The following is a 22,884-nucleotide window of genomic DNA, read 5'->3' on the forward strand; positions in this document are numbered from 1 at the left end:
CGTCAGCCTTTCGACGGAGGGGCGTGATCGTCCGTCCGGTTCCACCATCCCCCGCCCAGGGCCTGGAATAGCCCGACCGTGTCGGACAGGCGGGCGGATCGGGCCTGTACCACGGCCAGGCGGGCCTGGAATTCGGTTTGTTGCGCGGTCAGCATCATGACCTGGCTGGCGTCGCCCAGCGTGAAGCGGGACCGGGCGACCGCGAGGCTGCGGGCGGCGGCGTCTTCGGCGTCGGCGTTCGCGGCGAGGGCAGTGGCGTCGGTCCGGATGGCATTCAGGCTGTCGGCGACGTCCTGGACCGCGCTGACGACGGTGGCGCGATATTGCGCGGCCGCCGCGTCATACTGGGCGCGGGCGGCATGTTCCTGGTGCCGCAGCAGGCCGCCGTCGAACAGGGGCTGGGTCAGCGTGCCGGCGATCATCCACTGACCATAACCCGGCACCGCCATCTGGGCGATCGAGGCGGCGGCGACCCCCGGCGTGGCCCCCAGCTGGATATTGGGCAGCCGGTTGGCCACCGCCACGCCGACCTGCGCGCAGGCCGTGTGCCAGTTGGCTTCCGATACCCGGATATCGGGCCGCTGCTCGATCAGCCGCGCGGGCAGGCTGACGGGCAGGTCGCGGGGCAGCGTGAACCCGTCCAGTGTGAATTCGGGCGTCGGGTCGTCGGGCATGTCCCCGGCCAGGGCGGCGATCAGGTCGTGCTGCTGCGCCAGCTGCTGTTGCAGCGGGGGCAGGGTGGCCTGGTCCTGCGCCAGCAGGGCGCGCTGCGCGGCGACGTCGGCATCCGCCAACTGGCCCAGGGCCTGCTGGCGGATGCTGGACGACAGGACGGCCTGCTGGCTGACGATCAATGCCTGTGTCGTGTCGATCTGCGCCTTCACGGCGGCATAGTCGATCGCGGCCTGCACCACCGAACTGGTCAGGGTCAGGTACGCGGCTTCCAACTGGTAGCGCTGGGCATCGCGCTGGGCCGATGCGGCCTCCACGCCCCGTCGTACGCCGCCCCAGATATCCGGCATGTAGGAAATGCTCAATTGCGCGGTATGGACGGTATACAGATAGGTATTGTTCCCCGGGACAGGTGAGTACGTGCGCGACGTCTTGAAGCGCGCCGGGTTGTAGCTGGCGCTGATGCTGGGGTAGAGCGGGCTTTCCTGGGCCAGCCGGTTTTCCTGCGCGGCGCGCAGCGCATCGCGGGCGGCCTCCAGAGTCGGGCTGTGGGCCAGGGCGTGGCGGACCAGCCGGTCCAGCGCCGGGGAGTGGAACAGCGTCCACCATTGCGCCGGAATGTCCTGGCCCGGGCGGAAGAGCTGGGCCGCGCCGTCCGCTCCGGCCGAGGCCGGTGTGGCTGACGGTTGCCCGGCCTGGCCGTACTGCGTGGGCGCGGGGATCGCCGGTCGCCTGAAATCCGGCCCGACCGCACAGCCGCCGATGGCCAGCACGCCGCAGAGCAGCATCGGCCAGGTACGGACGGAGGATGCCATCATGACGGGATCCTTCCCCGGGCCGCGTCGCGCCGGGCGCACCAGGCCTCCATTTCGCAATAATAGGTCGGCAGGATGAACAGGGTCAGGATCGTGGCGATCCCCAGCCCCCCGACGACCACGGTGGCCAGGCCGCGCTGCACGTCCGTGCCGACACCCGTGGCCAATGCGGCCGGCAGCATGCCGGCGCTGGCCACAGTCGCAGTCATCAGTACGGGACGGAACCGTTCGCCGGCGCCTTCCAGAACGGCCTCGCGCAGGTCCATGCCCCCTCCGCGCAGGCGATTGATGTTCGACACCATGATGATGCCATTCTGGATCGCCACGCCGAACAGTGCGATGAAGCCGACGGCGGTGGCGACATTCAGTGTCTCGCCGCGCACATGCAGCGCCACCAGGCCGCCGAGCGTCGCCAGGGGAACCACCCCCAGGACCAGAACCGCCTGTCGCATCTTGCGGAACGCGCCGAACAGCAGAAGCAGCATCACCGCGAACATGACCGCCAGCGCCACGGCCAGCCGGGCCTGCGCGCGCTGTTCCTGCTGGAAGGTCCCTGCCCATTCCAGATGGTACTGGGTGGGATCGAAATGCACCTGCGCGTCGATCCGCGCCTGGGCGTCGGACAGGTACTGCGACAGCGGCCGACGGCCGTTATCGACACGGATGGTGATCTGGCGGTGGTTCATCTCGTGCGCGATGTTGCCTTCGCCGGTCTGCAGGCTGACGTGGGCGACCAGGCCCAGCGGGATCTGCGCGCCGTTCAGCCCGGTCAAGGGCAGCTGGTTCAGCGTCTGAAGATTGCTGATCGCACCGGCCGGGGCGCGGATCGTCATGTTGTAGGACCGGTCGCCGACATAGAGTTGCGAGATCGGGGCATCGCCGATGGCGTTCTGGACGACGGCCATGATGTCGGACACGCTGACACCGTATCGCGCGGCGGCCGCACGATCGGCGGTGATGTCCAGTTCCGGGATTTCCGGTTCCTGGAAGATCGAGGCGTCGACCGTGCCCGGAACGGCGTGCAGCACATCGACGATCTGGTTGCCGATATGCCGCAATTCACGAAAATCCTGGCCATAGACGCGCAGGACCAGCGGACTGTGCGCGCCGCCCACCAGATCGTTCATGCCATCGGCGATCGGCTGGCTTATGCCGAAGCTGATGCCGGGGATCTGTGCCAGGCGATCATGCAGGCGGGCGACGAACTCGGCCTTCGTCTCGCCATGCGGCCAGGTATCGTAGGCGGTCAGGCCGACGGGGGCCTCGATATGCGACGGCGTCCAGGGATCGGTACCGGAATCGTTGCGGCCCAGCTGCGTGACCACGTATTTCGTTTCCGGATAGGAGCCGATCACGTCGCGGATTCCGGCGGCCATCCGGCTGGCGGCGTCCAGCGACAGGCCCGATGGCAGCTGGATCTGTAGCCACAGCGCGCCTTCGTCCAGGTCGGGCAGGAATTCGCGGCCGGTCGTCGCCCCCAGCACCAGGACCAGCCCGAAGGCGACCAGGCCGATGGCGTAGGCCAGGCGCGGCCGGTCGACCATGCGGCCCAGCCAGTGGCGGTAGGCCTGGCGCAGCTTTTCCAGCGGCACGTTATGGAACAGCCGATGGGGACGGCGCATGGCCAGGTAGGCCAGTGCCGGCGTCAGCATGGTGGCGCTGGCCAGCGCGCCCAGCAGCGCGAAGCTGACGGTGAAGGCCATCGGGCGGAACAGGCGGCCCTCGGCCCCCTCGAACGCGAAAAGGGGGCTGTAGGCGATGACGATGATCAGGGTGGAGAAGACGATCGCCTTGCCGATATGGTTGGTGACGCCCAGCACGTCGCCCTGGGTCAGGGTGTGGCCGGGACGCTCCTCGCGGATCAGCAGGATGGCCTCCGTCACCACGATCGCGCCGTCGACGATGACACCGAAATCGATCGCGCCGAGCGAGAAGAGGTTCGCCGCCATGCCCAGCATGTTCATGATGACGAAGACGGTGGCCAGTGCCAGCGGGACGGTCACCGCCGCCACCAGCGCGCAGCGCGGACTGCCCAGGAACAGGACCAGGATCACGAAGACCAGCCCGACCCCTTCGGATACCGTATGCAGCACCTTCTCGGTCGTGGCGTGGACCAGGTGGTCGCGGTCGATATAGGGCACGATCCGCACGCCCATGGGGGCAAGCTGCCTTTGCAGATCGTCGACCCGGGCGTGCAGGTGCCGGAGGACCAGGGACGGGTTTTCCCCGGTCAGCATGGTCACGATGCCCTGCAGCGTGTCCGGGTTCGCGTCCTTGCCCAGGATGCCCTCGCGCACCTGGTGGCCCATCTGCATCCGTCCCAGGTCGCGCAGCAGGATCGGGACGCCGTCATGCTGGGTCACCGCGATGGCGCCCATGTCGTCCAGCGTATGGACCATGCCGACGCCGCGCACGATGTAGGATTGTTCCCCGCGCGCCACCCGTCCGCCGCCGGCATTGGCATTGTTGTTGCGAATGGCGGCCAGGACGTCGTTCACCCCGACGCCATAGCGTCGCAGGGCGTCCGGATCGAGGACAAGCTGGTATTCCTTGGTGAATCCGCCGAAATTATTGACCCCCGCCACCCCCGGGATCTGGGTCAGCGCGGGCATGACGATCCATTTCTGGATATCGGACAGTTGCATCAGGTTCTGCCGGTCCGATTCCAGCGTATAGCGATAGATCTCGCCCGACGGGCTGGTCACGGGACCCAGGGTCGGCGTGGCGCCGGCCGGTAGCGTGGCCTGGGCCATCTGTTCCGTCACGCGCTGGCGGGCGAAATAGACGTCGACGCCGTCACGGAAGATCAGCGTGATCAGCGACAGGCCGAACGTGCTGCTGGACCGGCTGTCCACCAGGCCGGGCGTGCTGGCCAGCTGCCGTTCCAGCGGCGTGGTGATCTGCTGCTCGATTTCCTCGGCGGCCAGTCCGGGCACCTGCGTCGTGACCTGCACGGTGACGGCGCCCAGGTCGGGATAGGCCTCGACCGGAAGCCGCCGCCACGCCCACATCCCCCACAGGGTCAGGATCGCCACCGCGACGAAGACGATCCGCCGTTCCCGCAGGCAGATCGCGATGACACGATCAATCATCATTCAGCAGCACCGCGCCCCGGGTGATCACCCGCTCGCCTTCCTTCAGCCCGGCCAGCACGCGGCAACGCGCGCCATCGTCGTAGATGATGGTGATGGCGCGCCGGACGAAGGTCCACGGCGCGACCTCGACGAAGACCGTGACCTCGTCATTGTTCATCAGAAGGGCGGATTGCGGCACGGTGACGCCGGGTACCTGCGTGGCCTGGATGGCGACGGTCGCGAACATGTTGGGTTTCAGCGCGCCATCGGGATTGGGCAGGACGATCCGCGCCTGCATGGTCCTGGTGTCGGCGCGCAACACGGGCTCGATCGCGTCGATCCGTCCGTGCAGCACCTGGTCCGGCCAGGCGGCGAGGGTGATCGACGCCTGCTGTCCCGGCTGGACCAGCGGAATTTCGTCCTCGGGCACGCTGGCGACGACCCAGATTTCGGACAAATCCTCGACCGTCAGCAGGGGGGCGGTCAGGTCGGTCACGTTTCCGCCGGCCGCGACGTTCACCGACGCGACCGTTCCATCGACCGGCGACACCAGTTTCATGACCCCGTCGGCCCCCGCCTGGCCGCCAAGCGCGGTCAGGCGGGCCTGGGCGCGGTCTTCCTCGGCCTGGTCCTGCTGCAGGGTGCTGCGCGCCGCTTCCACGTCGCGGGTGGCGGCCCCCCCTGCCTGGGCCACGCCCTGCGCGCGCGCCAGCGCCCGGCGCGCGAGGTCGAGCGCGGCGCGGGCCTTCGTCTCGTCGGTGGTGGCCTGCGCCATGTCGCCGGACAGCAGTTCCGCCAGGACCTGCCCGCGCGCCACATGGTCGCCGGGCGCGACGTTCAGGGTGGTGATATGGCCGGCCAGCGGGGCCAGCATCGCCACGGTGCGTGCGGGTTCGGCCGCAACTGTGCCGGGGACCTCCAGGTGCCGCCGCGGGGTGGCCGCCGTCACCGCCTCCACGGTCAACTGGTGCTGGAGGGGGGAATTGTCCGCCACGGTCAGCCGGCCGTGATCGTTGCGGACCATCGCGGTCCCCATGTCGGCCGCATGGGCCTGCATGCGGGAACCGGGAGGGACGATCGCGGCCAGGATCGCGATCAGGGGGGGCAGGATGCGCCACCCCTTATGTGGATAGAATGTCATGGGCATGGTCTGATGATCTGGCGGTCCGGCAGTCCCGGCGCTGGCCCTGGGGCTGCCGGCCTGCATGCTGATAAGTAAATGCCCGGGGTCTGGCCGGTCGAAATCCCGAGAGTGCGTTACATGCCCGGTGTATCGGGTCGGTTATTTTCTGTCTGGGGTCTCATACTGTTTCGTCGCGGCGCGTGCAAATAAACGCGCCGCCTTCCCCCGGTCAGGGGCGACGTGCGTCCAGGCACGCGCAAGGTAGCGCGCGCTGCCAATAGCGGTCACGGCCGTGGGTGTCCATGGCGAGGGAGGGCGGCGGCCGGGCGGCCATCCTGCACGCCGCCCCCGACGTTGCGTCAGGCGCCCGAGGAGGCCGGCCGCGGGGCGCCGAGCGTATGGAAATCGACCATCCTGCCGGCGTCCTCGTCCCACAGCCGGTGGCTCCAGACCTCGGCCCAGCTGTCGCGCAGGCCCAGCGTCTTCACATCATGGAAGACCGGGTTGGCGTGATGGCATTCCTCCAGCCGGTAATTGGGGATGCCCGGGGCGGCGTGATGCACGTGATGATAGCCGATCGACGCGGAAAACCATTGCAGCACACGCGGGAGCTTGAACAGCGAGCAGCCGGTCAGCGCCGCGTCGAAGGAATTCCAGTTGGCATCAGCCTCCCAGTGCACGCCCTCGAACTTGTGCTGCACGAGGAAGAGCCAGATGCCGAAGACGCTGGCCGGATAGATCACCAGGAGCGAGACCATCAGCATGGTCGCATATCCGACCGCGTGGCCGATGGCGGCGTAGATCAGCAGGATCGTCAGGTTGGTCAGGTGGACGCCCAGGCGCTCGCGCCACCAGCCTTTCGGAGTGTCGAACGGATAGCGGTACACCAGGAAGAAGATGATGGGCGGCATGATGAACATCGACAGGAAGGGCTGGTTGGCGATGCGGTAGGACAGTTTCTGCCTCGTCGACATGGCGCGATATTCCGCCACGGTGATGCAGTCGGAGTAGATGTTCGACATCTTGCCCCGGTTGGCGATGTTGTTCCACGACCCATGATGGATCCCGTGGTGACGCCGCCAATGATCGTAGGGGGTAAGCGTCAGCACCGAGCATAGCCGGCCGGCCCAGTTATTGGCCCAGGCCGCGCGAAAGAGCGACCCGTGCCCGAAATCATGCTGCAGAACGAACGTCCTGACCGACAGGCCGGACGCCAGCGGCGCCAGCAGCAGGGCACTGTAATATCCGTGGTAAATCCCCACGTAAATCAGCGCATAACACAATAAAAGAAGAAAAATAGTCGTGAACATCTGAAAAAAACTGCGAAAATTACAGGATTTCTGAAAATATTTTATGGATTTCAGAGAGGTATGATTAGATGTCACGGTGGCTCCACGAAAACACGACGCTTTCGAGGATCATCGAGTAAAGATTGTCAAAAAATATTTCAAGTTATTATTCATTGTTGTCATAATTTAATAAAAAATCCCTATCATTGTTTCGATGTGTTATTTGTCATGAAAATTTCATTAAAAATTGAGATGCCATTCCCTGTCCGCTCCCAGCCGTCGTCCGGCCGGGGGGGGCCGTGTCACCTGTTCCTCTGTTTCCAAGATCCTGTGCCGGCCCGCATGGTTCGCGGGACGGGCCTGACGCGGTATCCACGGCATTAGCCAGGCGTCGCTCGGCGCCGCCTCCCCGAAGGATCATCGCATGCTGTTCACGCCATATCGACTGGGTCTCCTGGATCTTCCCAACCGCATCGTCATGCCGCCGATGACGCGGTCCCGCGCGGGGCAGGGCGACGTCGCGACCGTGCTGATGGCGGAGTACTATGCCCAGCGCGCGTCGGCGGGCCTGATCGTCAGCGAGGGGACGCAGGTCAGCCCGCAGGGCCAGGGCTATGCCTGGACGCCGGGGATCTATAGTCCCGCGCAGATTGCCGGCTGGCGGCTGGTGACCGACGCGGTCCATGCGCAGGGCGGGCGGATCTTCGCCCAGCTCTGGCATGTCGGGCGGGTATCGCATGTCGCGTTGCAGCCGGGCGGGGCGGCGCCGGTCTCGTCCTCGGCCCTGGTGGCCGAAGGGGTGAAGGTTTTCATCGATCCCGATCGGCGCGGGCCCGAGGCCGGCGTCGGCGGGATGGTGCAGCATTCCACCCCCCGGGCCCTGACCGTGGCCGAAATCGCGGATGTCGTGCGGGATTTCGCGCAGGCGGCGCGCAACGCGCTGGAGGCCGGTTTCGACGGGGTCGAACTGCATGCCGCCAACGGCTACCTGATCAACCAGTTCATCGATTCGCGGGCCAACGCCCGGACCGACGCCTATGGCGGGTCATTGTCGAACCGCCTGCGTTTCCTGCGCGAGGTGACGGAGGCCGTGGCCGAAATCGTGGGCAAGGACCGCATCGGCGTGCGGCTGGCGCCGCTGACCACCTTGCAGGGCGCGGTGGACGACACCCCGCAGGCGACCTACCTGGCTGCCGCCCGGGTGCTGGACGAGATCGGCGTCGCCTACCTTCATGTCGCCGAGGCCGATTGGGATGACGCGCCCGACATGCCGCCGGCCTTCAAGGAAGCGCTTCGGATCGTCTATGGGGGCACCCTGGTCTATGCGGGCAAATACACCGCAGCCCGTGCCGAGGACGCCCTGCGCCGGGGATGGGCCGACCTGATCGGCTTCGGGCGTCCGTTCATCGCCAATCCCGACCTGCCGGCGCGCCTGGAAACCGGCCTGGGGCTGGCGGAACCGGATGCCAGCCGGTTCTTCGGCGGGGCGGGCAGGGGTTATGTCGATTATCCGGTCGCGGGCTGATTCATGACTGACAACGGAACGCGGCGCGTTCATCGGGGCGTGCTGGCGCTGGCCGTCACGTCCTTCGCCATCGGGGTCGCCGAATTCGTGGTGGTGGGCATCCTGCCCGCCATCGCGGACGACCTGAAGGTATCGCTGGACCGGGCGGGCGGGCTGGTCGGGCTGTATGCGCTGGCGCTGGCCGTGGGAACGCCCCTGGTCGTGCTGACGCTGGCGCGCTTTCCGCGCAAGCCGGTGCTGCTGGCGCTGGTCGCGGTATTCCTGGCGGGCAATCTGCTGTCGGCGATGTCGGTCGATTATGCGTCGCTGCTGATCGGGCGGATCGTCACCGCCGTGGCGCATGGCAGTTTCTTCGCCATCGGCGCGACCGTCGCCGCGGCGCTGGCGCCGCGCGGCCAGGCCAGCCGGGCGATCGCCATCATGTTCTCCGGCCTGACCCTGGCGATGGTGATCGGCGTGCCGCTGGGCAGCGTCCTGGGGAACGGGCTGGGGTGGCGCCTGCCGTTCTTCGCGGTCGCGGGCCTGGCGGCGCTGGCCCTGATGGCGACGGCATGGTGGCTGCCGCCGATGCCCGCGCCGCGTGTCGGGCGGATCTCCACCCAGCTTGCGGCGTTGGGGCAGCCGTCGATCCTGGCGATGATGCTGGTGACCATCCTGGGATTCGGGTCCAGCTTCGCGGCCTTTACCTTCATCACGCCGATCCTGACCGGAATGACCGGCTTTTCCCCGACGATGGCCGGTGTGCTGCTGGTGGTGTTCGGCGCCGCGACCCTGGTGGGCAACCTGGCCGGCGGCCGGTTCGCGGCGTCGTTGGGCTGGCGTCCGGCATTGCGGCTGCTGTTCGCGTTGCTGGGGATGGTTCTGGCGGTCATCGGCCTGGTGCTGTCTCATCCGCTGCCCATGGTCGTCATGCTGTTCGCCTGGGGCGTGCTGGCGTTCGGCATGTCGCCCGGCGTGCAGGCCGCCATGCTGGAAACGGCGGAACGCGACGCCCCGCAGGCGGTGGATTTCGCCTCCGGCCTCAATATCTCCTCGTTCAACCTGGGGATTTCACTGGGCGAGACGGTCGGCGGCATGCTGGTGGCGCACGGGCATCTGGGCCTGACGCCCTGGGCCGGCGTGATCGGCGTCGTCGCGGCACAGGCGCCACTGGCATGGATAGGGGGCCGGGCGCGCCGCGCGCAGGGGATTGCGGACCCGGCATAACGCATCGTCAGGCCGGAACAGGCCACGCGACCGGATCAGGGGGCGTCGTGACAGGACGGATCGTTCCATGCCATTTCGGAGGAACGATGATCGAGGCGGCCAGCCGTGCCGCGTCCTGCAACCGATCAGCCCGAGAAGGTGCACCCCGTTGAGTCTGTTCCAGAAACGCTTTCTTGCCCTGTCCCTGACCACCGCGCTGGCAGCCGCGCCGGCATTCGGCCGGACCGCCCATGCCGAGGTCCCCCCGCCCGGGCAACTGGCATTGCCCGAGTCCATTCCCGCGCCGCGCGACGTGCCGTTCGACGGGACGATCAGGCTGATGGTCGATGCGACGGACCTGGCGCGTCATATCTTCACCGTTCACGAGACGGTGCCGGTGCCCGCCGCCCTGGCGGCGACGGGCGGGGACCTGACGCTGCTTTATCCGATGTGGCTGCCGGGCGATCATTCACCGACGGGCACGATCGACCAGTTCGGCGGCCTGACGGTGCAGGCCGGGGGGACACCGGTCGAATGGGTGCGCGACACGGTGACGGTCAGTGCCTTCCACGTGAAGGTGCCCAAGGGCGCGCATGCCCTGGATGTCCGCTTCCAGCTGTTGTCCCCGGTATCGCCCGAGGAAGGGCGCGTGGTCATGACGCCGGACATGCTCAATGTCCAGTGGAATTCGCTGGCGCTGTATCCGGCGGGATATTTCACGCGGCAGATCACGGTCCAGGCCGACCTGCGCCTGCCCGAGGGCTGGCAGTACGGCACGGCGTTGCGCGCCCATGGCGGCGGCAAGCTCGTTGCGTTCGATCCCGTGCCGTTCAACACACTGGTGGATTCGCCGCTGTTCGCGGGACGGTATTTCCGCCGCATCGACCTGGCGCCCGGTGCCGCGGTGCCGGTGACGCTGAACCTGGTGGCCGACAAGCCTGCGGAACTGGCGGCGACCGACGCGCAGATCAAGGCGCATCAGGCGCTGGTGACGCAGGCCGGCTTGCTTTATGGCGCGCACCATTACGACCATTACGATTTCCTGCTGGCCCTGACTAACGAACTGGGCCGCATCGGCCTGGAACATCACCGGTCGAGCGAGAACAGCGGCCCGCGCGGCTATTTCACCGACTGGGACAAGACCTTCGCGGCGCGCGACCTGCTGGCGCATGAATATACCCATTCGTGGAACGGCAAGTTCCGCCGTCCCGCCGATTTGTGGGCACCGAATTTCAACACGCCGCAGCGGGGATCGGGCCTGTGGGTCTATGAAGGCCAGACCCAGTACTGGGGATACGTCCTGGCCGCGCGTTCCGGCCTGATGACCGCCCCGCAGGTGGTCGAGGCACTGGCCGAGGTCGCGGCGATGTACGACACGCGGCAGGGACGGACCTGGCGTCCGCTCCAGGACACGACGAACGATCCGGTCATCGCCCGGCGCTCTCCCCTGTCATGGAGAAGCTGGCAGCGGAGCGAGGATTATTATTCGGAAGGGCAGCTGGTCTGGCTGGATGCCGACACGCTGATCCGCAAGTTGTCGGGCGACAAGCGGTCGCTGGACGATTTCGCGCGTCATTTCTTCGGCACGGACAACGGCAGCTTCGTGACCAGGACCTACAGTTTCGACGATATCGTGCATGCGCTGAACGACATCCAGCCTTACGACTGGGCCGCTTTCCTGCATCAGCGCCTGGACCGGACGTCGACGCATGCGCCGCTGGACGGGTTCGCGCGCGCGGGCTACCGCCTGGTCTATACCGACAAGCCGAACGATTACCTGACGTCGTACGCCGCGATGCGACATGTGACGGATTTCAGCTACTCGCTCGGGTTCGTGGTGGGTAAGGGCGGCAGCGTGACGAATGTCGAATGGGGCAGCCCGGCCTGGCAGGCGGACATGACGCGGGACGAGCAGCTTGTCGCGGTCAATGGCGAGGCCTACGACCCCGACGTGCTGAAGGATGCGATCGTCGCGGCGCAGGCCAGGGACGCGGCGCCGCTGACGCTTCTGATGAAGGCGGGGGATCGCTACCTGACGCTGTCGATCCCGTATCATGGCGGCCTGCGCTACCCGCATCTGGAGCGGATCGCCGGCACGCCGGACATGCTGGCGGCCATCCTGGCGCCCCGTCACTGAGCCCGGCGGGAACAGGACAGGAAGCCCCGCGCGGGAGGCCATCCGCGCGGGAGAAATAAATGACAGGGACGGGGTCGGTGTGTAGGGTCCGTGCATGACCAAAACGGACGGACCCGACACGCGGGTCACCCTGTCACGCCCGGAACATGTCGCCGAGCGTGCCTTCTTCACCTCCCGCTGGCTGGCCGCCCCGCTCTATCTGGGCCTGGCGGTTGGCCTGATCGTGATCCCGGTCAAGTTCTTCCAGCTGGCCTGGGGGCTTCTGGCCCGGGTGTTCGTCCTGCAATTCGACGACGTGTTCGTCGGGATCCTGGATCTGATCGATCTGGTGATGCTGGCGAATCTGCTGCTGATCGTGATGTTCGCGGGCTACGAGAATTTCGTGTCGCGGCTGGATATCCGCGACCATCCCGATTTTCCGAGCTGGATCGGACATGTCACCTTCGGCGATATCAAGCTGAAGCTGATGGCATCCATCGTCGCGATGTCGGGGATCCATCTGCTGGCCGATTTCATTCGGGTCGATACGATGACGGACCGCGCGCTGGCCTGGACGGTCGGGATCCATCTGGCCTTCGTCGCCTCCGGCGTGCTGCTGGCGGTGATGGACCGCCTGATGGAGCCGGGCGGGACGCACCCGGCGTCCGCCACGGATCATTAAGGTCCCGGCCACTGCCTTCCGTGCGGGCACGGCTGGGTACCGTCATCCTGTTTGCCGACCTGGCGGGAACGGTGGTGTTCGCCGCCGAAGGCGCGATGGCGGCGATGACGCGCGGGCTGGACCTGTTCGGGGTCATGGTCGTGGCATTCGTCGTGGCACTGGGCGGCGGGATGATCCGCGACGTGCTGATCGGCGCCGCGCCGCCCAGCGCGATTCGTGACTGGCGTTATCCGGTGCTGGCCTTCCTGACCGGCCTGGGCGTGTTCGCGTGCCGCCGCGTGCTGCATCTCGCACCCGGCGGTCATCTGCTGGCGGTGCTGGATGCGGCGGGCCTGTCGCTGTTTGCCGTGGCCGGGGCGGAGAAGGCCCTGTCCCACGGGATCGGGCCGCTGGCGGCGGCCCTGATGGGGATGATCACCGGCGTGGGCGGCGGCGTGATGCGCGATGTGCTGCTGGCACGGGTGCCGCTGATCCTGGTGTCGGATATCTATGCCACGGCGGCGCTGGCGGGGGCGTCGGTCGTGGTTGCCGGACGATGGCGGGCCCTGCCGGCGGCCCCGGTCGCCTGCGCCGGGGCGGCTGCCTGCTTCTGCCTGCGGATGGCGGCCCTGCATTATGGCTGGCGCCTGCCCGGCGGAATGGACTGACAAAACCCTCATCGTCGCTCTATGTTGTCTCCGAATGTTACATTCCACGGATATGGAGACCGACGATCCCATGAAGCTGAGCGCCAGAAACCAGATCACCGGAACGATCGTGGTCGTGGAGAAGGGGCAGACCACCGGCCGTGTCCAGATCGACGTGGGGTGTGGAATCCTGATCACATCGTCGATCACGAACGAGGCGATCGACGATCTGGGGCTGAAGGCGGGCGATGCGGCCATCGCCGTCATCAAGGCATCCGACGTCATGATCGGGAAATAGGCGGCCATGCGTCCGGTCGTGCGCGTGGCGGTCGCCGCCGCCTTGTTCCTGCCCGTCGCCCTGGCGTCCCCGCCCGCCCGCGCGGACGCACCCGGCCCCGTCATCCGTGACGCGGCGGGGGACGAACATCGCCTGGGCATGTCGGAACTGGCCGCATTGCCGGCCGTGCGGGTCACGATGCCGCCCGGCAAGGGGCAGACCGCGCCGCATCTGTTCGAAGGGCCGCTGCTGTGGACGGTCCTGTCGCATGTCGGGGCGGTCGGCGGCACGCCGCGCGAACTGGCGGGACGCGCGATCCTGCTGGAAGGCGCGGACCAGTATCGCGCGGTCCTGGCGGTAGGCGAAATCGCGCCGGATTTCGAGGGCAAGCAGGTCATTCTCGCCGAACGCATGGATGGCACGGATATCGACCCGGCCCATCTGCGCGTCGTGGTACCGGGTGACCGGCGCGGCGCCCGCGGGGTGCACGACCTGACACGGATTTCGATTGTCGCCGTGCCGGACGGCACGGCGCGATAGGGGCGGGCGATGCACAGGCGTTCGTTCCTGCTGGGTGCGATATTGGGCGGGCTGCCGGCCGTGGCGGCAGGCCGTTCCGAGGCGGCGGAACCGGTCAGCGTGCTTTATGCGGGGTCCCTGCTGACCCTGATGGAAAAGGGCATCGGCCCGGCCTTCGATGCGCGGGGCGAGGGCGTCTTCATGGGCTATGCCGGCGGATCGGGGGCGTTGGCGAACCAGATCCGCGACGGGCTGCGTCGCGCCGATATCTTCATCAGCGCCAGCCCGAAGCTGAACGACACGCTGGGCGGCGGGCATGGCGACCGGGTCCGCTGGTATGTCGAATTCGCCCGCTCGCCCCTGATGATCGGTTATGACCCGCACAGCCGTTTCGCCGCCGACCTGAAGACCCGCCCGTGGTACGAGGTCCTGCGGGAGCCTGGAATCCGCATCGGCCGCACAGATCCCGTCCTGGACCCGAAGGGGGCCTTGACGGTGCAGGTGATGCAACGGGCGGAGGCCGCGTACCGCCTGCCTGGGCTGGCGTCCCGGGTGCTGGGCGCGCCCGATAATCCGCAGCAGGTCCGGCCGGAGGAAAGCCTGGTCGGCCGCCTGCAATCGGGGCAGGTCGATGTCGGTTTCTTCTACGCCACGGAAGTCGCCGACCTGCATATCCCCGCCGTCGCCCTGCCGGCGGACATCGTGGCGGCAGCGCGTTATACGATCACGATCCTGCGCGATGCGCCGAACCCGACGGGGGCCGGGCGGTTCGTCGCCTTCCTGCTGGGGCCGGAGGGGCGTGCGATCCTGCGCCGGCATGGGCTGGATACGGTGGGGCCGACCCTGACCGGTGATGCCGCCGCCGTGCCGGACCTGCTGCGTCCCGTCCTCGCCCCCGGGAAATGAGGCGTACGCCCGGGGCGATCCGGATCCTGGGCGGCGTCCTGACCCTGTATCTGCTGGCGCCGTTCGCGGCGGGCCTGTCGCGGATGGGCGATGCGGATTGGCGCGGCGTCGACCGGGCGGCCCTGGTGCACGCGGCGTGCGTGTCCGTGGCCAGCGCGACGGCCGCGACCGTGCTGATCGCGGTGGCGGGCATTCCCCTGGGCTATGTCCTGGCGCGCGGGCGCGGATGGCGGGTGGCGGTACTGGGGGGCGTGGTGCAATTGCCCCTGGCCCTGCCGCCGCTGGCCAGCGGCATCCTGCTGCTGTTCCTGCTGGGGTATGGGGGGCTTCTGGGCGGGCTGACGCATGGCGCGCTGACCGAATCCTTCGCCGGAATCGTGCTGGCCGAGGCCTTCGTCGCGGCACCGTTCCTGATCGTCGCCGCCCGGTCGGCCTTCGCTGCGATCGACCCCGCGCTGGAAGAGGTCGCGGCCACCCTGGGGCACGGCCCCGGTGCTGTGTTCCGTCGCATCGGCCTGCCGCTGGCCCGCCGCGCCATCCTGGCGGGGCTGCTGCTGGCATGGCTGCGCGCGTTCGGCGAATTCGGGGCGACGATGATGGTCGCCTACCACCCATATTCCCTGCCGGTCTTCACCTATGTCGCCTTCGGGGGCGCGGGGCTGCCGGCCATGCTGCCGGTGCTGGCGCCGACGCTGGCGGTGGCTGCGATCGTCCTGGTCCTGGGGCAGGCCGTCGCGGTACCGCGACGCCGCCGGTACGGGCCGTTGCGCGATGTCCTGCCGCCTGTCGCCGCCGGTCCGGCGGTGGTGGGGCCGGGTCGGATACTGGTGTTGGACCTGCGTCAGAAGCTGGAAGGCTTCACCTTGCGGGTGGAGTACCGCACGCAGGCCCGGCGGCTGGCCATCCTCGGCGCCTCCGGGTCGGGGAAGTCCATGAGCCTGCGGACCATCGCGGGGCTGGAGCGCGGGGCGGGCTCGGTCGTCCGGTGCGATGGGCGCGACCTGGCCGCCCTGCCGCCCGAGGCGCGGGGCATCGCCTATGTTCCGCAGGGATACGCCCTGCCGCCGCATCTGACGGTGGAGGAGCAGGTGCGTTTCGCCGTGGACAGCGACCCGGCGCTGGTGGCGCACTGGATGGCTGCATTCGGGCTGGCGGAGTTGGCCGGGCGCTACCCGCACGAATTGTCGCCGGGGCAGCGGCAGCGCGTGGCGCTGGCACGGGCGCTGTCCCGGCCGTCGGCCGACCTCGTGCTGCTGGACGAACCGTTCTCGGCGCTGGATGCGCCGTTGCGCGCCCGGCTGCGGCGGGATGTCCTGGCCGTGCAGGGCGGGATTCGGGCGACGATGATCCTGGTCACGCACGACCCGGTCGAGGCGATGCTGCTGGCCGACGAATTGCTGCTGCTGGACGGGGGGGGCGTCATCCGGGCGGGTCCGGTGGATGAGGTCTTCTCCCGCCCCGGGGGGGAGGTCGCCGCAGGCTTGCTGGGGGCGCGGACGATTGGCGCGGGACATGTGCTGTCACCCGCGCGGATCGATATCGGCGGCGGCGTCGCGCTGCGGGTCGCGGGCGCGCCCCTTTCGCCCGGCGCGCGCGTGCGCTGGGCGGTACGGCCGCATCAGGTCCGGCTGGACGACCGGGGGGATTACGCGGCGACGATCCTGCATCGTGCCGCGATCCGCGATGGGCAGCGATCCGTCCGCCTGCTGCTGGGGGATGCGGTCCTGGATGTCGTCGCCGATCCGTCCTGCCCGGACACCGGGCCATGCCGGGTCACGATCGATCCCATGGCGCTTCAGGTCTGGCCGGCCTGATCGGGACCGTGATCCTTGCCCCGCCCGGTCCCGCGTCGACGATGGCGTAGGCCGCGTGCCGCAGCCGGTCCAGATCGGCGGGCGAGGCGGTCACGACCGGAATATGCAGGCCATAGAGGAAATCGGCGACCAGCGCGCCGATGGTCAGGATGGGGTCGGGCGCCCCCAGGACGATCGCCCGGGGTGCCAGGCCGCGGCGCGCGGCCTCGACCAACGCGCTGGAGGACGAGGACGACCCCCGCGCCTGCGGCATGACCAGCACCGCGCCGGCAAGGGTGCGGCCGACATCCGGATGGGTGGTGTCGCAGATGGTCCCGCGATCCAGGTCCAGGCCGCCCCACAGGCTGAGCGGCACCGCCAGGAAGACGACCGGCCCTTCGGCGAGCCCCTCGACCACGGTACGGCTATCGGCGGATCCACCCTGGATCATGACGACACCACCACGCCCGCGACGGCCGAGGTGATGCAGCGCGCCATGTCCAGCAACCCGGCCCGTCGTCCCAGATTGCCGGGGCCGTAATGCGCCCATTTGGCGGAATTGGTCAGGATCACCCCCGGCGCATCCGGCGCGACCGGAGCCAGGTAGGTGCAGGTATCGACCACCAGCGTCACGCCGAAGGCGTCGAAGGACGCGGCCATCGCGTCGGCGCGCACGGCCTCGGCGATCTCGCGCGCGGTTGAGACGAAGACCGGCACGCGTGCCGGGCCGCCGGCATCGCGGATGCAGGCCGCCAGGTCCTGGAACTCCCGCCACGAGAAATGCGGCGTGCCCAGGCAGACCGCCGCCACCGGGTCCCTCGGCGCGACCGGGCACAATCGGGCGAAGGCGGCGTGCAGTTCGGTGGCGTCGACGCGAAGGGTCGGCAGGTCCAGCGCGGCCAGCGCATTCGGCGACGGGGCCTCCGGCGTGATGCCGGTCGCATGGAACAGGGCCACGGACCCCGAGGATGCGGCGGCGGCGCCCAGCGCCTTCAGGTCATCCTCGGTCGTGTCGGCCGGCAGGCCGGACAGGACCGGCACGAGGCTTCCCGCCCGGGTGCCGGTCACATAGCCCACGGTGGCGAAATACAGGTCGCGCGGCAGGCCGGCCGACGCGATCGTGGACATATGCAGCGACAGGCGCGGGATTCGCCGGGCATCCAGATGCAATCCCGAACGGGGCACGCGCCCGGTCAGCGCGGCGCACAGGTCGGCGAAATCGCCATACCGGTCGGTCCGTGCGCCCAGCACGGAATTGGCGAAGACGATGGCGTTCGATTCCGCCCAGGCCACTTGTTCGCCGAATCGGGGACGGATGATCCGCTGATAGGGCGCGCAGGTCAGCGTCGGCATGCAGCCCAGCGCGACATAGCCCGCCGTCAGGTCCGATTGTTCGGCGATCAGGGCCGGATCGCCCCGGTGCAGGGGCGGTTGCGTGACGTCCACGGCCGCGACGTTCATCGTTGTCGGAACCCGCACCCGCGCCCCCAGCGCCCGGAACCGGTTGACGAAATCCAGCCCCGACGGTCCGTGATAGAGGCAGCCGTCGATATGGGCCGAGGCGATCGGCACGAACGATTCGGCATCGACCACGCGGGCATAACGCAGCAGCAGTTCCATGGCCGCCTTCGCGCCCGGCCCATGCCCCCCGTCCAGCAGGGCGCGGTCGTCGTCGTCCAGCGACAGGATCACGAGGTCACGCGATCGACGCGCGGAAGGGGCATGGCCGGTCCTGTCATCGGGGGGTTGGACGCCATCATCATAGGCCGACGGTGGCATTTTCAAAACGGACCTATCGCCGGTCGTGCAGCAGCAGGATCCCGCCGAACAGGATGAACAGCGAACCGCTGGCCCGCTGCACGCGCCGCCGCCATGCCGGACGGGTCAGCACGGCGGACAGCCGCGCGCCGCCGGTGGCGTAGATCAGGAACCACAGCGTTTCGGTCGCGGCCGAGGTCGCGATCAGAATGGCGTATTGCGCGGGTTGCGGCGCCGAGGGGTTGACGAATTGCGGCAGGAAGGACGCCGCGAAGATGATCGCCTTGGGGTTGCTGATGCCGACCAGGAACGACGCGGCCAGTGACGCGCGGACCGACAGGACGGCCTGCCCGTCGACGTCCTGCCTGTCCGCCGTCCTGTCCAGCCACGCCCGCAGGCCGAGCTGGATCAGGTAGAACGCGCCGGCATATTTCAGGATGCTGAACAGTGTGGGCGATGCCATCAGCACCGCGCTCAGCCCCGCTGCGGACGCGCTCAGCAGCACGACCAGCGCCAGAAGGCATCCGGCCATGCTGTGGATGCATTTGCGCAGGCCGTGCCGGATGCTGAACGTCATGATGTGCGTCATGTTCGGCCCCGGAATGGCCGACAGCAGGAATACGGCGTTCAGATAGAGCAGCCACCCCTGGAGCGTCATGACGATCAGGTTCGTGCGTACGACAGGTTTGTCCCGGCGGCGTCCGCCCCCGTGACGTCGCGCAGGTCGCGCACCAGCGCATCGATCCGCGTCCGGTCGGAATCCCAGGCGAACATGAACCGCGCGCTGTCGCCGATGAAGCTGTAGAAGATCCAGCCCCGTTCATGCAGCGCCGCCGTAATCTCGGGCGGAAGCTTCAGGAATACCGCGTTGGCCTGGACCGGGAACAGGATGTCGACGCCCGGCAGTCCGGCGACCTGGTCGGCGAAATGCCGCGCGCAGGCATTGGCGTGGGCCGCATTGGCGCGCCACGCACCGGTTTCGAACATCACGGCCCACGGGGCGGACAGGAAGCGCATCTTGGAGGCAAGCTGTCCTGCCTGCTTGCAGCGGTAATCGAACCCGTTGGCCAATGCGCGGTTGAAGAACAGCACGGCCTCGCCGATCGCCATGCCGTTCTTGGTGCCGCCGAAGCTCAGCACGTCCACGCCGGCGCGCCAGGTCATGTCGGCCGGGCTGCACCCCAGGCTTTCGATCGCATTGGCGAAGCGCGCGCCGTCCATATGCAGCCTCAGGCCCAGTTCCCGGCAGGTCCGGGCGATGTCGCGGATCTCCTCCAGGCTGTAGACCTGCCCGGTTTCCGTCGGTTGCGTGATGGTGACGGCGCGCGGGCGCGGGAAATGGATGTCGGTGCGGCCCAATGCGAACGCGCGGATGGCCTCGGGGGTCAGCTTTCCGCTTTCGCCGCGCGCCACCAGGATCTTCGCGCCGTTGGAAAAGAATTCCGGCGCCCCGCACTCGTCGGTTTCCACATGGGCGGTCTCGGACGCGATGATGCTTTCATAGGACTGGCACAGCGCCGCCAGGGCCAGCGAATTGGCGGCCGTGCCGTTGAAGACGAAAAACAGTTCGCAATCGGTCTCGAACGTCGCGCGGAAGGCGTCCGCCGCGCGCATCGTCCACGGGTCGTCGCCGTAAGCCTGGGCCGATCCGCGATTCGCCTCATCCATCGCGCGCATGGCTTCGGGACAGATGCCTGCGTAATTGTCGCTGGCGAACTGCTGCTGTGTGTGGGGCATCGGATCGTGGGCCTTTCGTCGTCCGGTTCGGTCCATCGCGAACGAAATGACGTGCGGCTCCTGTCCGTTGGTTGCCGGATCGGCCACATCTTCCCGTGCGGGAACGCCACCTTGCTCGGATGCAGGTTGGTGTCGGGCGACGGCCCGACTCTGGATGCGTGACGTCTGATAGCGCATGGCCCAGCCTGCGACAATCCGATATCGGAAACCCTGCGTTGTGCGAAGGGCGGCGGCATGGTTCCCTTCTGCCCGTGCAGGAGGGGGCCTGGATGAAACTGGTCGCGGATCTTCTGGCCACTCTGGGCCTGGGCTTCTTCTTCGGCCTGGCGTTCGAGGAATTCCATCGCGACGATACCGGCACGCGGCCCGGCGGCATCCGGACCTTTCCGCTGCTGGCGCTGTGCGGGGCGCTGCTGTTCTGGCTGACCCCCGGCAATCCGGTTCCGTTCTGTATCGGTCTTCTGGTGGTGGGCGCGTGGCTGGCGCTGTTCTATGCGACGCGCCTGCGGACCGGCGGCGATAACGGCATCGTCGTGCTGGTGTGCAATCTGCTGGTCTATCTGCTGGGCGCGGTGGTCATGGCCGGTCCGCGCTGGGTCGCGGTCGGGGGGACGGTGGGCGCGGTGCTGCTGCTGACGGGCCGCGACTGGCTGCACGCGCTGGCCCGGCGCGTGGGCCTGGACGAGATCGTGACCGCCGGCAAGTTCCTGATCCTGACGGGCCTGGTGATGCCGCTGCTGCCGGACGTTCCGGTCACCCGCCTGACCAACCTGACGCCGCACCAGGTCTGGCTGGCGGTGCTGGCGGTGTGCACGGTGTCCTATGCCAGCTACCTGCTGCAACGCTACGTCGCGCCGAAGGGGGCGGGGGTGTGGGTGGCGTTGCTCGGCGGTCTCTATTCCTCGACCGCGACGACGATCGTGCTGGCGCGTCGCCTGGGGGGCGTCGCATCCGACTGGCGTCAGACGCAGGCCGGAATCGTCCTGACCACCGCGATCATGTACCTGCGCCTGACGGTCATCGTGGGCGTGTTCGACTGGCCGCTGGCGCTGCGTCTGGCGCCGCTGGCGATCGGGCTCGCCGCCTGCGGGGGGCTGGTCGCCGCCATCGTATATCGGTGCGGCGCACCGGACCCGGCGGCGGCGCAGGCGGCGCCGCGCGATCCGTCCAATCCGTTGGCCCTGACGGCGGCGCTGGTCTTCGCGGCGCTGTTCGTCGCGATCTCGCTCGCGACCGGATGGGCGCGCGCCCGTTTCGGGGTGGCGGGCCTGTATGCCCTGGCCGCCGTCGTGGGGGTCAGTGACATCGATCCGTTCGTACTGGGCCTGGCGCAGGGCGGCGCGCCGGGCATGCCGATCGCCGCCGCGGTGCTGGCCATCCTGATCGCGGCATCGTCGAACAACGTGCTGAAGGCCGTCTATACGCTGGCTTTCGCCGGGTGGCGGCATGGTGCGTTGCCGGCATGCCTGCTGGTCCTGCTGGGGGCGGCGGGGATCGGGGCGGCGCTGATGCTCGGCGGCCTGGTCCCGGGCGCCGGCGGAGGGTGAAACCGGAGCGTCGGGCAACCCGGAGGCTGCTGGATCGCTTTCACCCCGCACGAAGGGGGTGGCACGATGGATATTCCGGATCACATCGATGTCCTGATCGTCGGCGCGGGCCCGGTGGGCCTGGCCTTGGCCGCCGCCCTGTGCCGGTCGGGGGTGTCGGCCTGCCTGCTGGACCGGCAGGCGGAAGGGGCGAACACATCGCGGGCCGCCGTGGTCCACGCCCGGTCGCTGGAAATGCTGGAGGATATCGGGGCCACGCCTCTGCTGCTGCGCGAGGGGCTGAAGATCCCGCTGTTCCGGGTGCGCGAGCATGACCGGGTTCTGATGGAAATCGACCTGGGCGTGACCAAGACGACCTATCCCTTCGCCTTGACATGCCCGCAGAACCGGACCGAGGCGATCCTGCTGTCCCGGCTGGTGGAATGCGGCGGCACCGCCCTGCGGCCAGTGGACGTGACAGCGATCCGGCCGGTGGCGGACGGGATCGAGGTCGATGCCAGCATGGACGGCGGGGTGCGGACCGTCCGGGCGCAATGGGTGGTCGGCTGCGACGGGGTGCACAGCCTGGTACGCCAGCAGGCCGGGATCGGATTTGTCGGGGGCGCCTATGCCGAGGAATTTGCCCTGGCGGACGTCCACATGAGTTGGCCGCTGGACCGGGAGGAGGTCAGCCTGTTCCTGTCCCCCGATGGGCTGGTCGTCGTCGTGCCGCTGCCGGGCGATCGCTTCCGGATCGTCGCCACGGTCGCCGATGCGCCCGATGTGCCGGATGTGGCCTATATGCAGGCCCTGCTGTCCGCGCGCGGGCCGACAGGGGAGACGATGCGCGTGACCGATGTCGTCTGGGGGTCGCGTTTCCATATCCAGCACCGTGTCGCGACCGTCATGCGCAAGGGGCGGGTTCTGCTGTGCGGCGATGCAGCGCATGTGCACAGTCCGGCGGGCGGACAGGGGATGAACACCGGCCTTCAGGACGCGATAAGCCTTGCGGCATCGCTGGCCCGGGCGGTGCATGACGGCGACGAGGGCGACCTGGATACATGGGCGGCCCGTCGCCTGCGGATCGCGCGGGAAGTCGTGACCATGACGGACCGGATGACGCGCGTCGCGACGGCGCGATCGATGCCGATGCGCCTGCTGCGCAATCTGGTCATCGGCGTGGTGGGACGGCTGCCGGGCATGCCAGAACGGATCGCCGGGAAGCTGGCCGAACTCGATCGGCGCTGACGGGGCGGTCCGG

Annotated in this window: 19 protein-coding genes and 1 riboswitch; of the genes, 11 read left to right on the plus strand and 8 right to left on the minus strand. The window is 68.4% G+C overall.

Features of this window, described 5'->3' with window-relative positions:
* Nucleotides 1–2: 2 nt before the first annotated feature.
* From HLH28_RS05655 to HLH28_RS05670, 4 genes are all read right to left on the minus strand, one after another.
* Nucleotides 3–1,490, minus strand: coding sequence for an efflux transporter outer membrane subunit (locus tag HLH28_RS05655; protein WP_220789941.1), 1,488 nt, complete (start codon nucleotides 1,488–1,490; stop codon nucleotides 3–5).
* Nucleotides 1,487–4,579: an efflux RND transporter permease subunit gene (locus tag HLH28_RS05660; protein ID WP_182956074.1), complete on the minus strand. Its 3,093-nt coding sequence runs from the start codon at nucleotides 4,577–4,579 to the stop codon at nucleotides 1,487–1,489. The genes HLH28_RS05655 and HLH28_RS05660 overlap by 4 nt, the downstream gene beginning before the upstream one ends.
* A complete protein-coding gene (locus HLH28_RS05665) occupies nucleotides 4,572–5,702 on the minus strand; it encodes an efflux RND transporter periplasmic adaptor subunit (protein WP_246395703.1) in 1,131 nt (376 codons plus the stop codon). Before HLH28_RS05665 ends, HLH28_RS05660 begins: the two co-directional genes overlap by 8 nt.
* 341 nt (nucleotides 5,703–6,043) lie before the next feature.
* Nucleotides 6,044–6,946 carry a fatty acid desaturase gene (locus tag HLH28_RS05670; RefSeq protein ID WP_182955744.1) on the minus strand — a complete coding sequence of 301 codons (903 nt, stop codon included), beginning with the start codon at nucleotides 6,944–6,946 and terminating at the stop codon, nucleotides 6,044–6,046.
* Nucleotides 6,947–7,397: 451 nt separating this feature from the next.
* Here HLH28_RS05670 and HLH28_RS05675 point away from each other — a divergent pair, with 451 nt between their 5' ends.
* From HLH28_RS05675 to HLH28_RS05715, 9 genes are all read left to right on the plus strand, one after another.
* Nucleotides 7,398–8,498 (plus strand): alkene reductase, encoded by a 1,101-nt coding sequence (locus HLH28_RS05675; protein ID WP_182955749.1) that lies wholly within the window; start codon nucleotides 7,398–7,400, stop codon nucleotides 8,496–8,498.
* A 3-nt stretch (nucleotides 8,499–8,501) separates the two neighbouring features.
* Nucleotides 8,502–9,704 carry an MFS transporter gene (locus HLH28_RS05680; protein WP_182955751.1) on the plus strand — a complete coding sequence of 401 codons (1,203 nt, stop codon included), beginning with the start codon at nucleotides 8,502–8,504 and terminating at the stop codon, nucleotides 9,702–9,704.
* 154 nt (nucleotides 9,705–9,858) lie between these two features.
* Complete coding sequence (locus tag HLH28_RS05685) at nucleotides 9,859–11,820, plus strand: M61 family metallopeptidase (protein ID WP_408869821.1); 1,962 nt, start codon at nucleotides 9,859–9,861, stop codon at nucleotides 11,818–11,820.
* A 94-nt stretch (nucleotides 11,821–11,914) separates the two neighbouring features.
* Nucleotides 11,915–12,481: a TIGR00645 family protein gene (locus HLH28_RS05690; RefSeq protein ID WP_182955757.1), complete on the plus strand. Its 567-nt coding sequence runs from the start codon at nucleotides 11,915–11,917 to the stop codon at nucleotides 12,479–12,481.
* Nucleotides 12,482–12,501: 20 nt separating this feature from the next.
* A complete protein-coding gene (locus HLH28_RS05695) occupies nucleotides 12,502–13,128 on the plus strand; it encodes a TRIC cation channel family protein (RefSeq protein WP_182955761.1) in 627 nt (208 codons plus the stop codon).
* A 70-nt stretch (nucleotides 13,129–13,198) separates the two neighbouring features.
* Nucleotides 13,199–13,405 (plus strand): TOBE domain-containing protein, encoded by a 207-nt coding sequence (locus tag HLH28_RS05700; RefSeq protein ID WP_182955765.1) that lies wholly within the window; start codon nucleotides 13,199–13,201, stop codon nucleotides 13,403–13,405.
* 6 nt (nucleotides 13,406–13,411) lie between these two features.
* Nucleotides 13,412–13,924: a molybdopterin-dependent oxidoreductase gene (locus HLH28_RS05705; RefSeq protein WP_182955768.1), complete on the plus strand. Its 513-nt coding sequence runs from the start codon at nucleotides 13,412–13,414 to the stop codon at nucleotides 13,922–13,924.
* 9 nt (nucleotides 13,925–13,933) lie between these two features.
* Complete coding sequence (locus tag HLH28_RS05710; protein ID WP_182955778.1) at nucleotides 13,934–14,809, plus strand: extracellular solute-binding protein; 876 nt, start codon at nucleotides 13,934–13,936, stop codon at nucleotides 14,807–14,809.
* Nucleotides 14,806–16,623, plus strand: coding sequence for an ABC transporter ATP-binding protein/permease (locus HLH28_RS05715; protein WP_182955781.1), 1,818 nt, complete (start codon nucleotides 14,806–14,808; stop codon nucleotides 16,621–16,623). The genes HLH28_RS05710 and HLH28_RS05715 overlap by 4 nt, the downstream gene beginning before the upstream one ends.
* On the opposite strand, the gene HLH28_RS05720 is transcribed toward HLH28_RS05715, so the two are convergent.
* The 4 genes from HLH28_RS05720 to HLH28_RS05735 form a co-directional block, all read right to left on the minus strand.
* Nucleotides 16,583–17,053, minus strand: a complete 471-nt coding sequence (locus HLH28_RS05720; RefSeq protein ID WP_182955784.1) for an aconitase X swivel domain-containing protein — start codon at nucleotides 17,051–17,053, stop codon at nucleotides 16,583–16,585. The two genes, HLH28_RS05715 and HLH28_RS05720, sit on opposite strands and share 41 nt — an antisense overlap.
* On the minus strand, nucleotides 17,050–18,294 hold the full coding sequence (locus tag HLH28_RS05725) for an aconitase X (protein ID WP_182955787.1): 1,245 nt from the start codon (nucleotides 18,292–18,294) through the stop codon (nucleotides 17,050–17,052). Before HLH28_RS05725 ends, HLH28_RS05720 begins: the two co-directional genes overlap by 4 nt.
* A gap of 100 nt (nucleotides 18,295–18,394) precedes the next feature.
* Nucleotides 18,395–19,018, minus strand: coding sequence for a LysE family translocator (locus HLH28_RS05730; RefSeq protein WP_182955790.1), 624 nt, complete (start codon nucleotides 19,016–19,018; stop codon nucleotides 18,395–18,397).
* A gap of 5 nt (nucleotides 19,019–19,023) precedes the next feature.
* Nucleotides 19,024–20,097, minus strand: a complete 1,074-nt coding sequence (locus tag HLH28_RS05735; RefSeq protein WP_182955794.1) for a threonine aldolase family protein — start codon at nucleotides 20,095–20,097, stop codon at nucleotides 19,024–19,026.
* 57 nt (nucleotides 20,098–20,154) lie between these two features.
* A riboswitch (SAM-I-IV-variant riboswitch) is annotated at nucleotides 20,155–20,260 on the minus strand.
* Nucleotides 20,261–20,366: 106 nt separating this feature from the next.
* Between HLH28_RS05735 and HLH28_RS05740 the strand changes: the two genes are divergently transcribed.
* The gene (locus HLH28_RS05740) at nucleotides 20,367–21,644 is read left to right on the plus strand and encodes an MgtC/SapB family protein (RefSeq protein ID WP_182955798.1); all 1,278 of its coding nucleotides are present in this window, start codon (nucleotides 20,367–20,369) and stop codon (nucleotides 21,642–21,644) included.
* A gap of 66 nt (nucleotides 21,645–21,710) precedes the next feature.
* Complete coding sequence (locus HLH28_RS05745; protein ID WP_182955801.1) at nucleotides 21,711–22,871, plus strand: FAD-dependent monooxygenase; 1,161 nt, start codon at nucleotides 21,711–21,713, stop codon at nucleotides 22,869–22,871.
* Nucleotides 22,872–22,884: the final 13 nt, after the last annotated feature.

Source organism: Gluconacetobacter tumulisoli, from assembly GCF_014174155.1.
GTDB classification, from domain to species: domain Bacteria; phylum Pseudomonadota; class Alphaproteobacteria; order Acetobacterales; family Acetobacteraceae; genus Gluconacetobacter; species Gluconacetobacter tumulisoli.

What these genes read in the sequence shown, in the direction of transcription:
- HLH28_RS05655 (WP_220789941.1), bottom strand. Translation starts at nt 1,490, where the DNA reads ATGATGGCATCCTCCGTCCGTACCTGGCCGATGCTGCTCTGCGGCGTG.
- HLH28_RS05660 (WP_182956074.1), bottom strand. Translation starts at nt 4,579, where the DNA reads ATGATTGATCGTGTCATCGCGATCTGCCTGCGGGAACGGCGGATCGTC.
- HLH28_RS05665 (WP_246395703.1), bottom strand. Translation starts at nt 5,702, where the DNA reads ATGACATTCTATCCACATAAGGGGTGGCGCATCCTGCCCCCCCTGATC.
- HLH28_RS05675 (WP_182955749.1), top strand. Translation starts at nt 7,398, where the DNA reads ATGCTGTTCACGCCATATCGACTGGGTCTCCTGGATCTTCCCAACCGC.
- HLH28_RS05680 (WP_182955751.1), top strand. Translation starts at nt 8,502, where the DNA reads ATGACTGACAACGGAACGCGGCGCGTTCATCGGGGCGTGCTGGCGCTG.
- HLH28_RS05690 (WP_182955757.1), top strand. Translation starts at nt 11,915, where the DNA reads ATGACCAAAACGGACGGACCCGACACGCGGGTCACCCTGTCACGCCCG.
- HLH28_RS05700 (WP_182955765.1), top strand. Translation starts at nt 13,199, where the DNA reads ATGAAGCTGAGCGCCAGAAACCAGATCACCGGAACGATCGTGGTCGTG.
- HLH28_RS05705 (WP_182955768.1), top strand. Translation starts at nt 13,412, where the DNA reads ATGCGTCCGGTCGTGCGCGTGGCGGTCGCCGCCGCCTTGTTCCTGCCC.
- HLH28_RS05710 (WP_182955778.1), top strand. Translation starts at nt 13,934, where the DNA reads ATGCACAGGCGTTCGTTCCTGCTGGGTGCGATATTGGGCGGGCTGCCG.
- HLH28_RS05715 (WP_182955781.1), top strand. Translation starts at nt 14,806, where the DNA reads ATGAGGCGTACGCCCGGGGCGATCCGGATCCTGGGCGGCGTCCTGACC.
- HLH28_RS05720 (WP_182955784.1), bottom strand. Translation starts at nt 17,053, where the DNA reads ATGATCCAGGGTGGATCCGCCGATAGCCGTACCGTGGTCGAGGGGCTC.
- HLH28_RS05730 (WP_182955790.1), bottom strand. Translation starts at nt 19,018, where the DNA reads ATGACGCTCCAGGGGTGGCTGCTCTATCTGAACGCCGTATTCCTGCTG.
- HLH28_RS05735 (WP_182955794.1), bottom strand. Translation starts at nt 20,097, where the DNA reads ATGCCCCACACACAGCAGCAGTTCGCCAGCGACAATTACGCAGGCATC.
- HLH28_RS05740 (WP_182955798.1), top strand. Translation starts at nt 20,367, where the DNA reads ATGAAACTGGTCGCGGATCTTCTGGCCACTCTGGGCCTGGGCTTCTTC.
- HLH28_RS05745 (WP_182955801.1), top strand. Translation starts at nt 21,711, where the DNA reads ATGGATATTCCGGATCACATCGATGTCCTGATCGTCGGCGCGGGCCCG.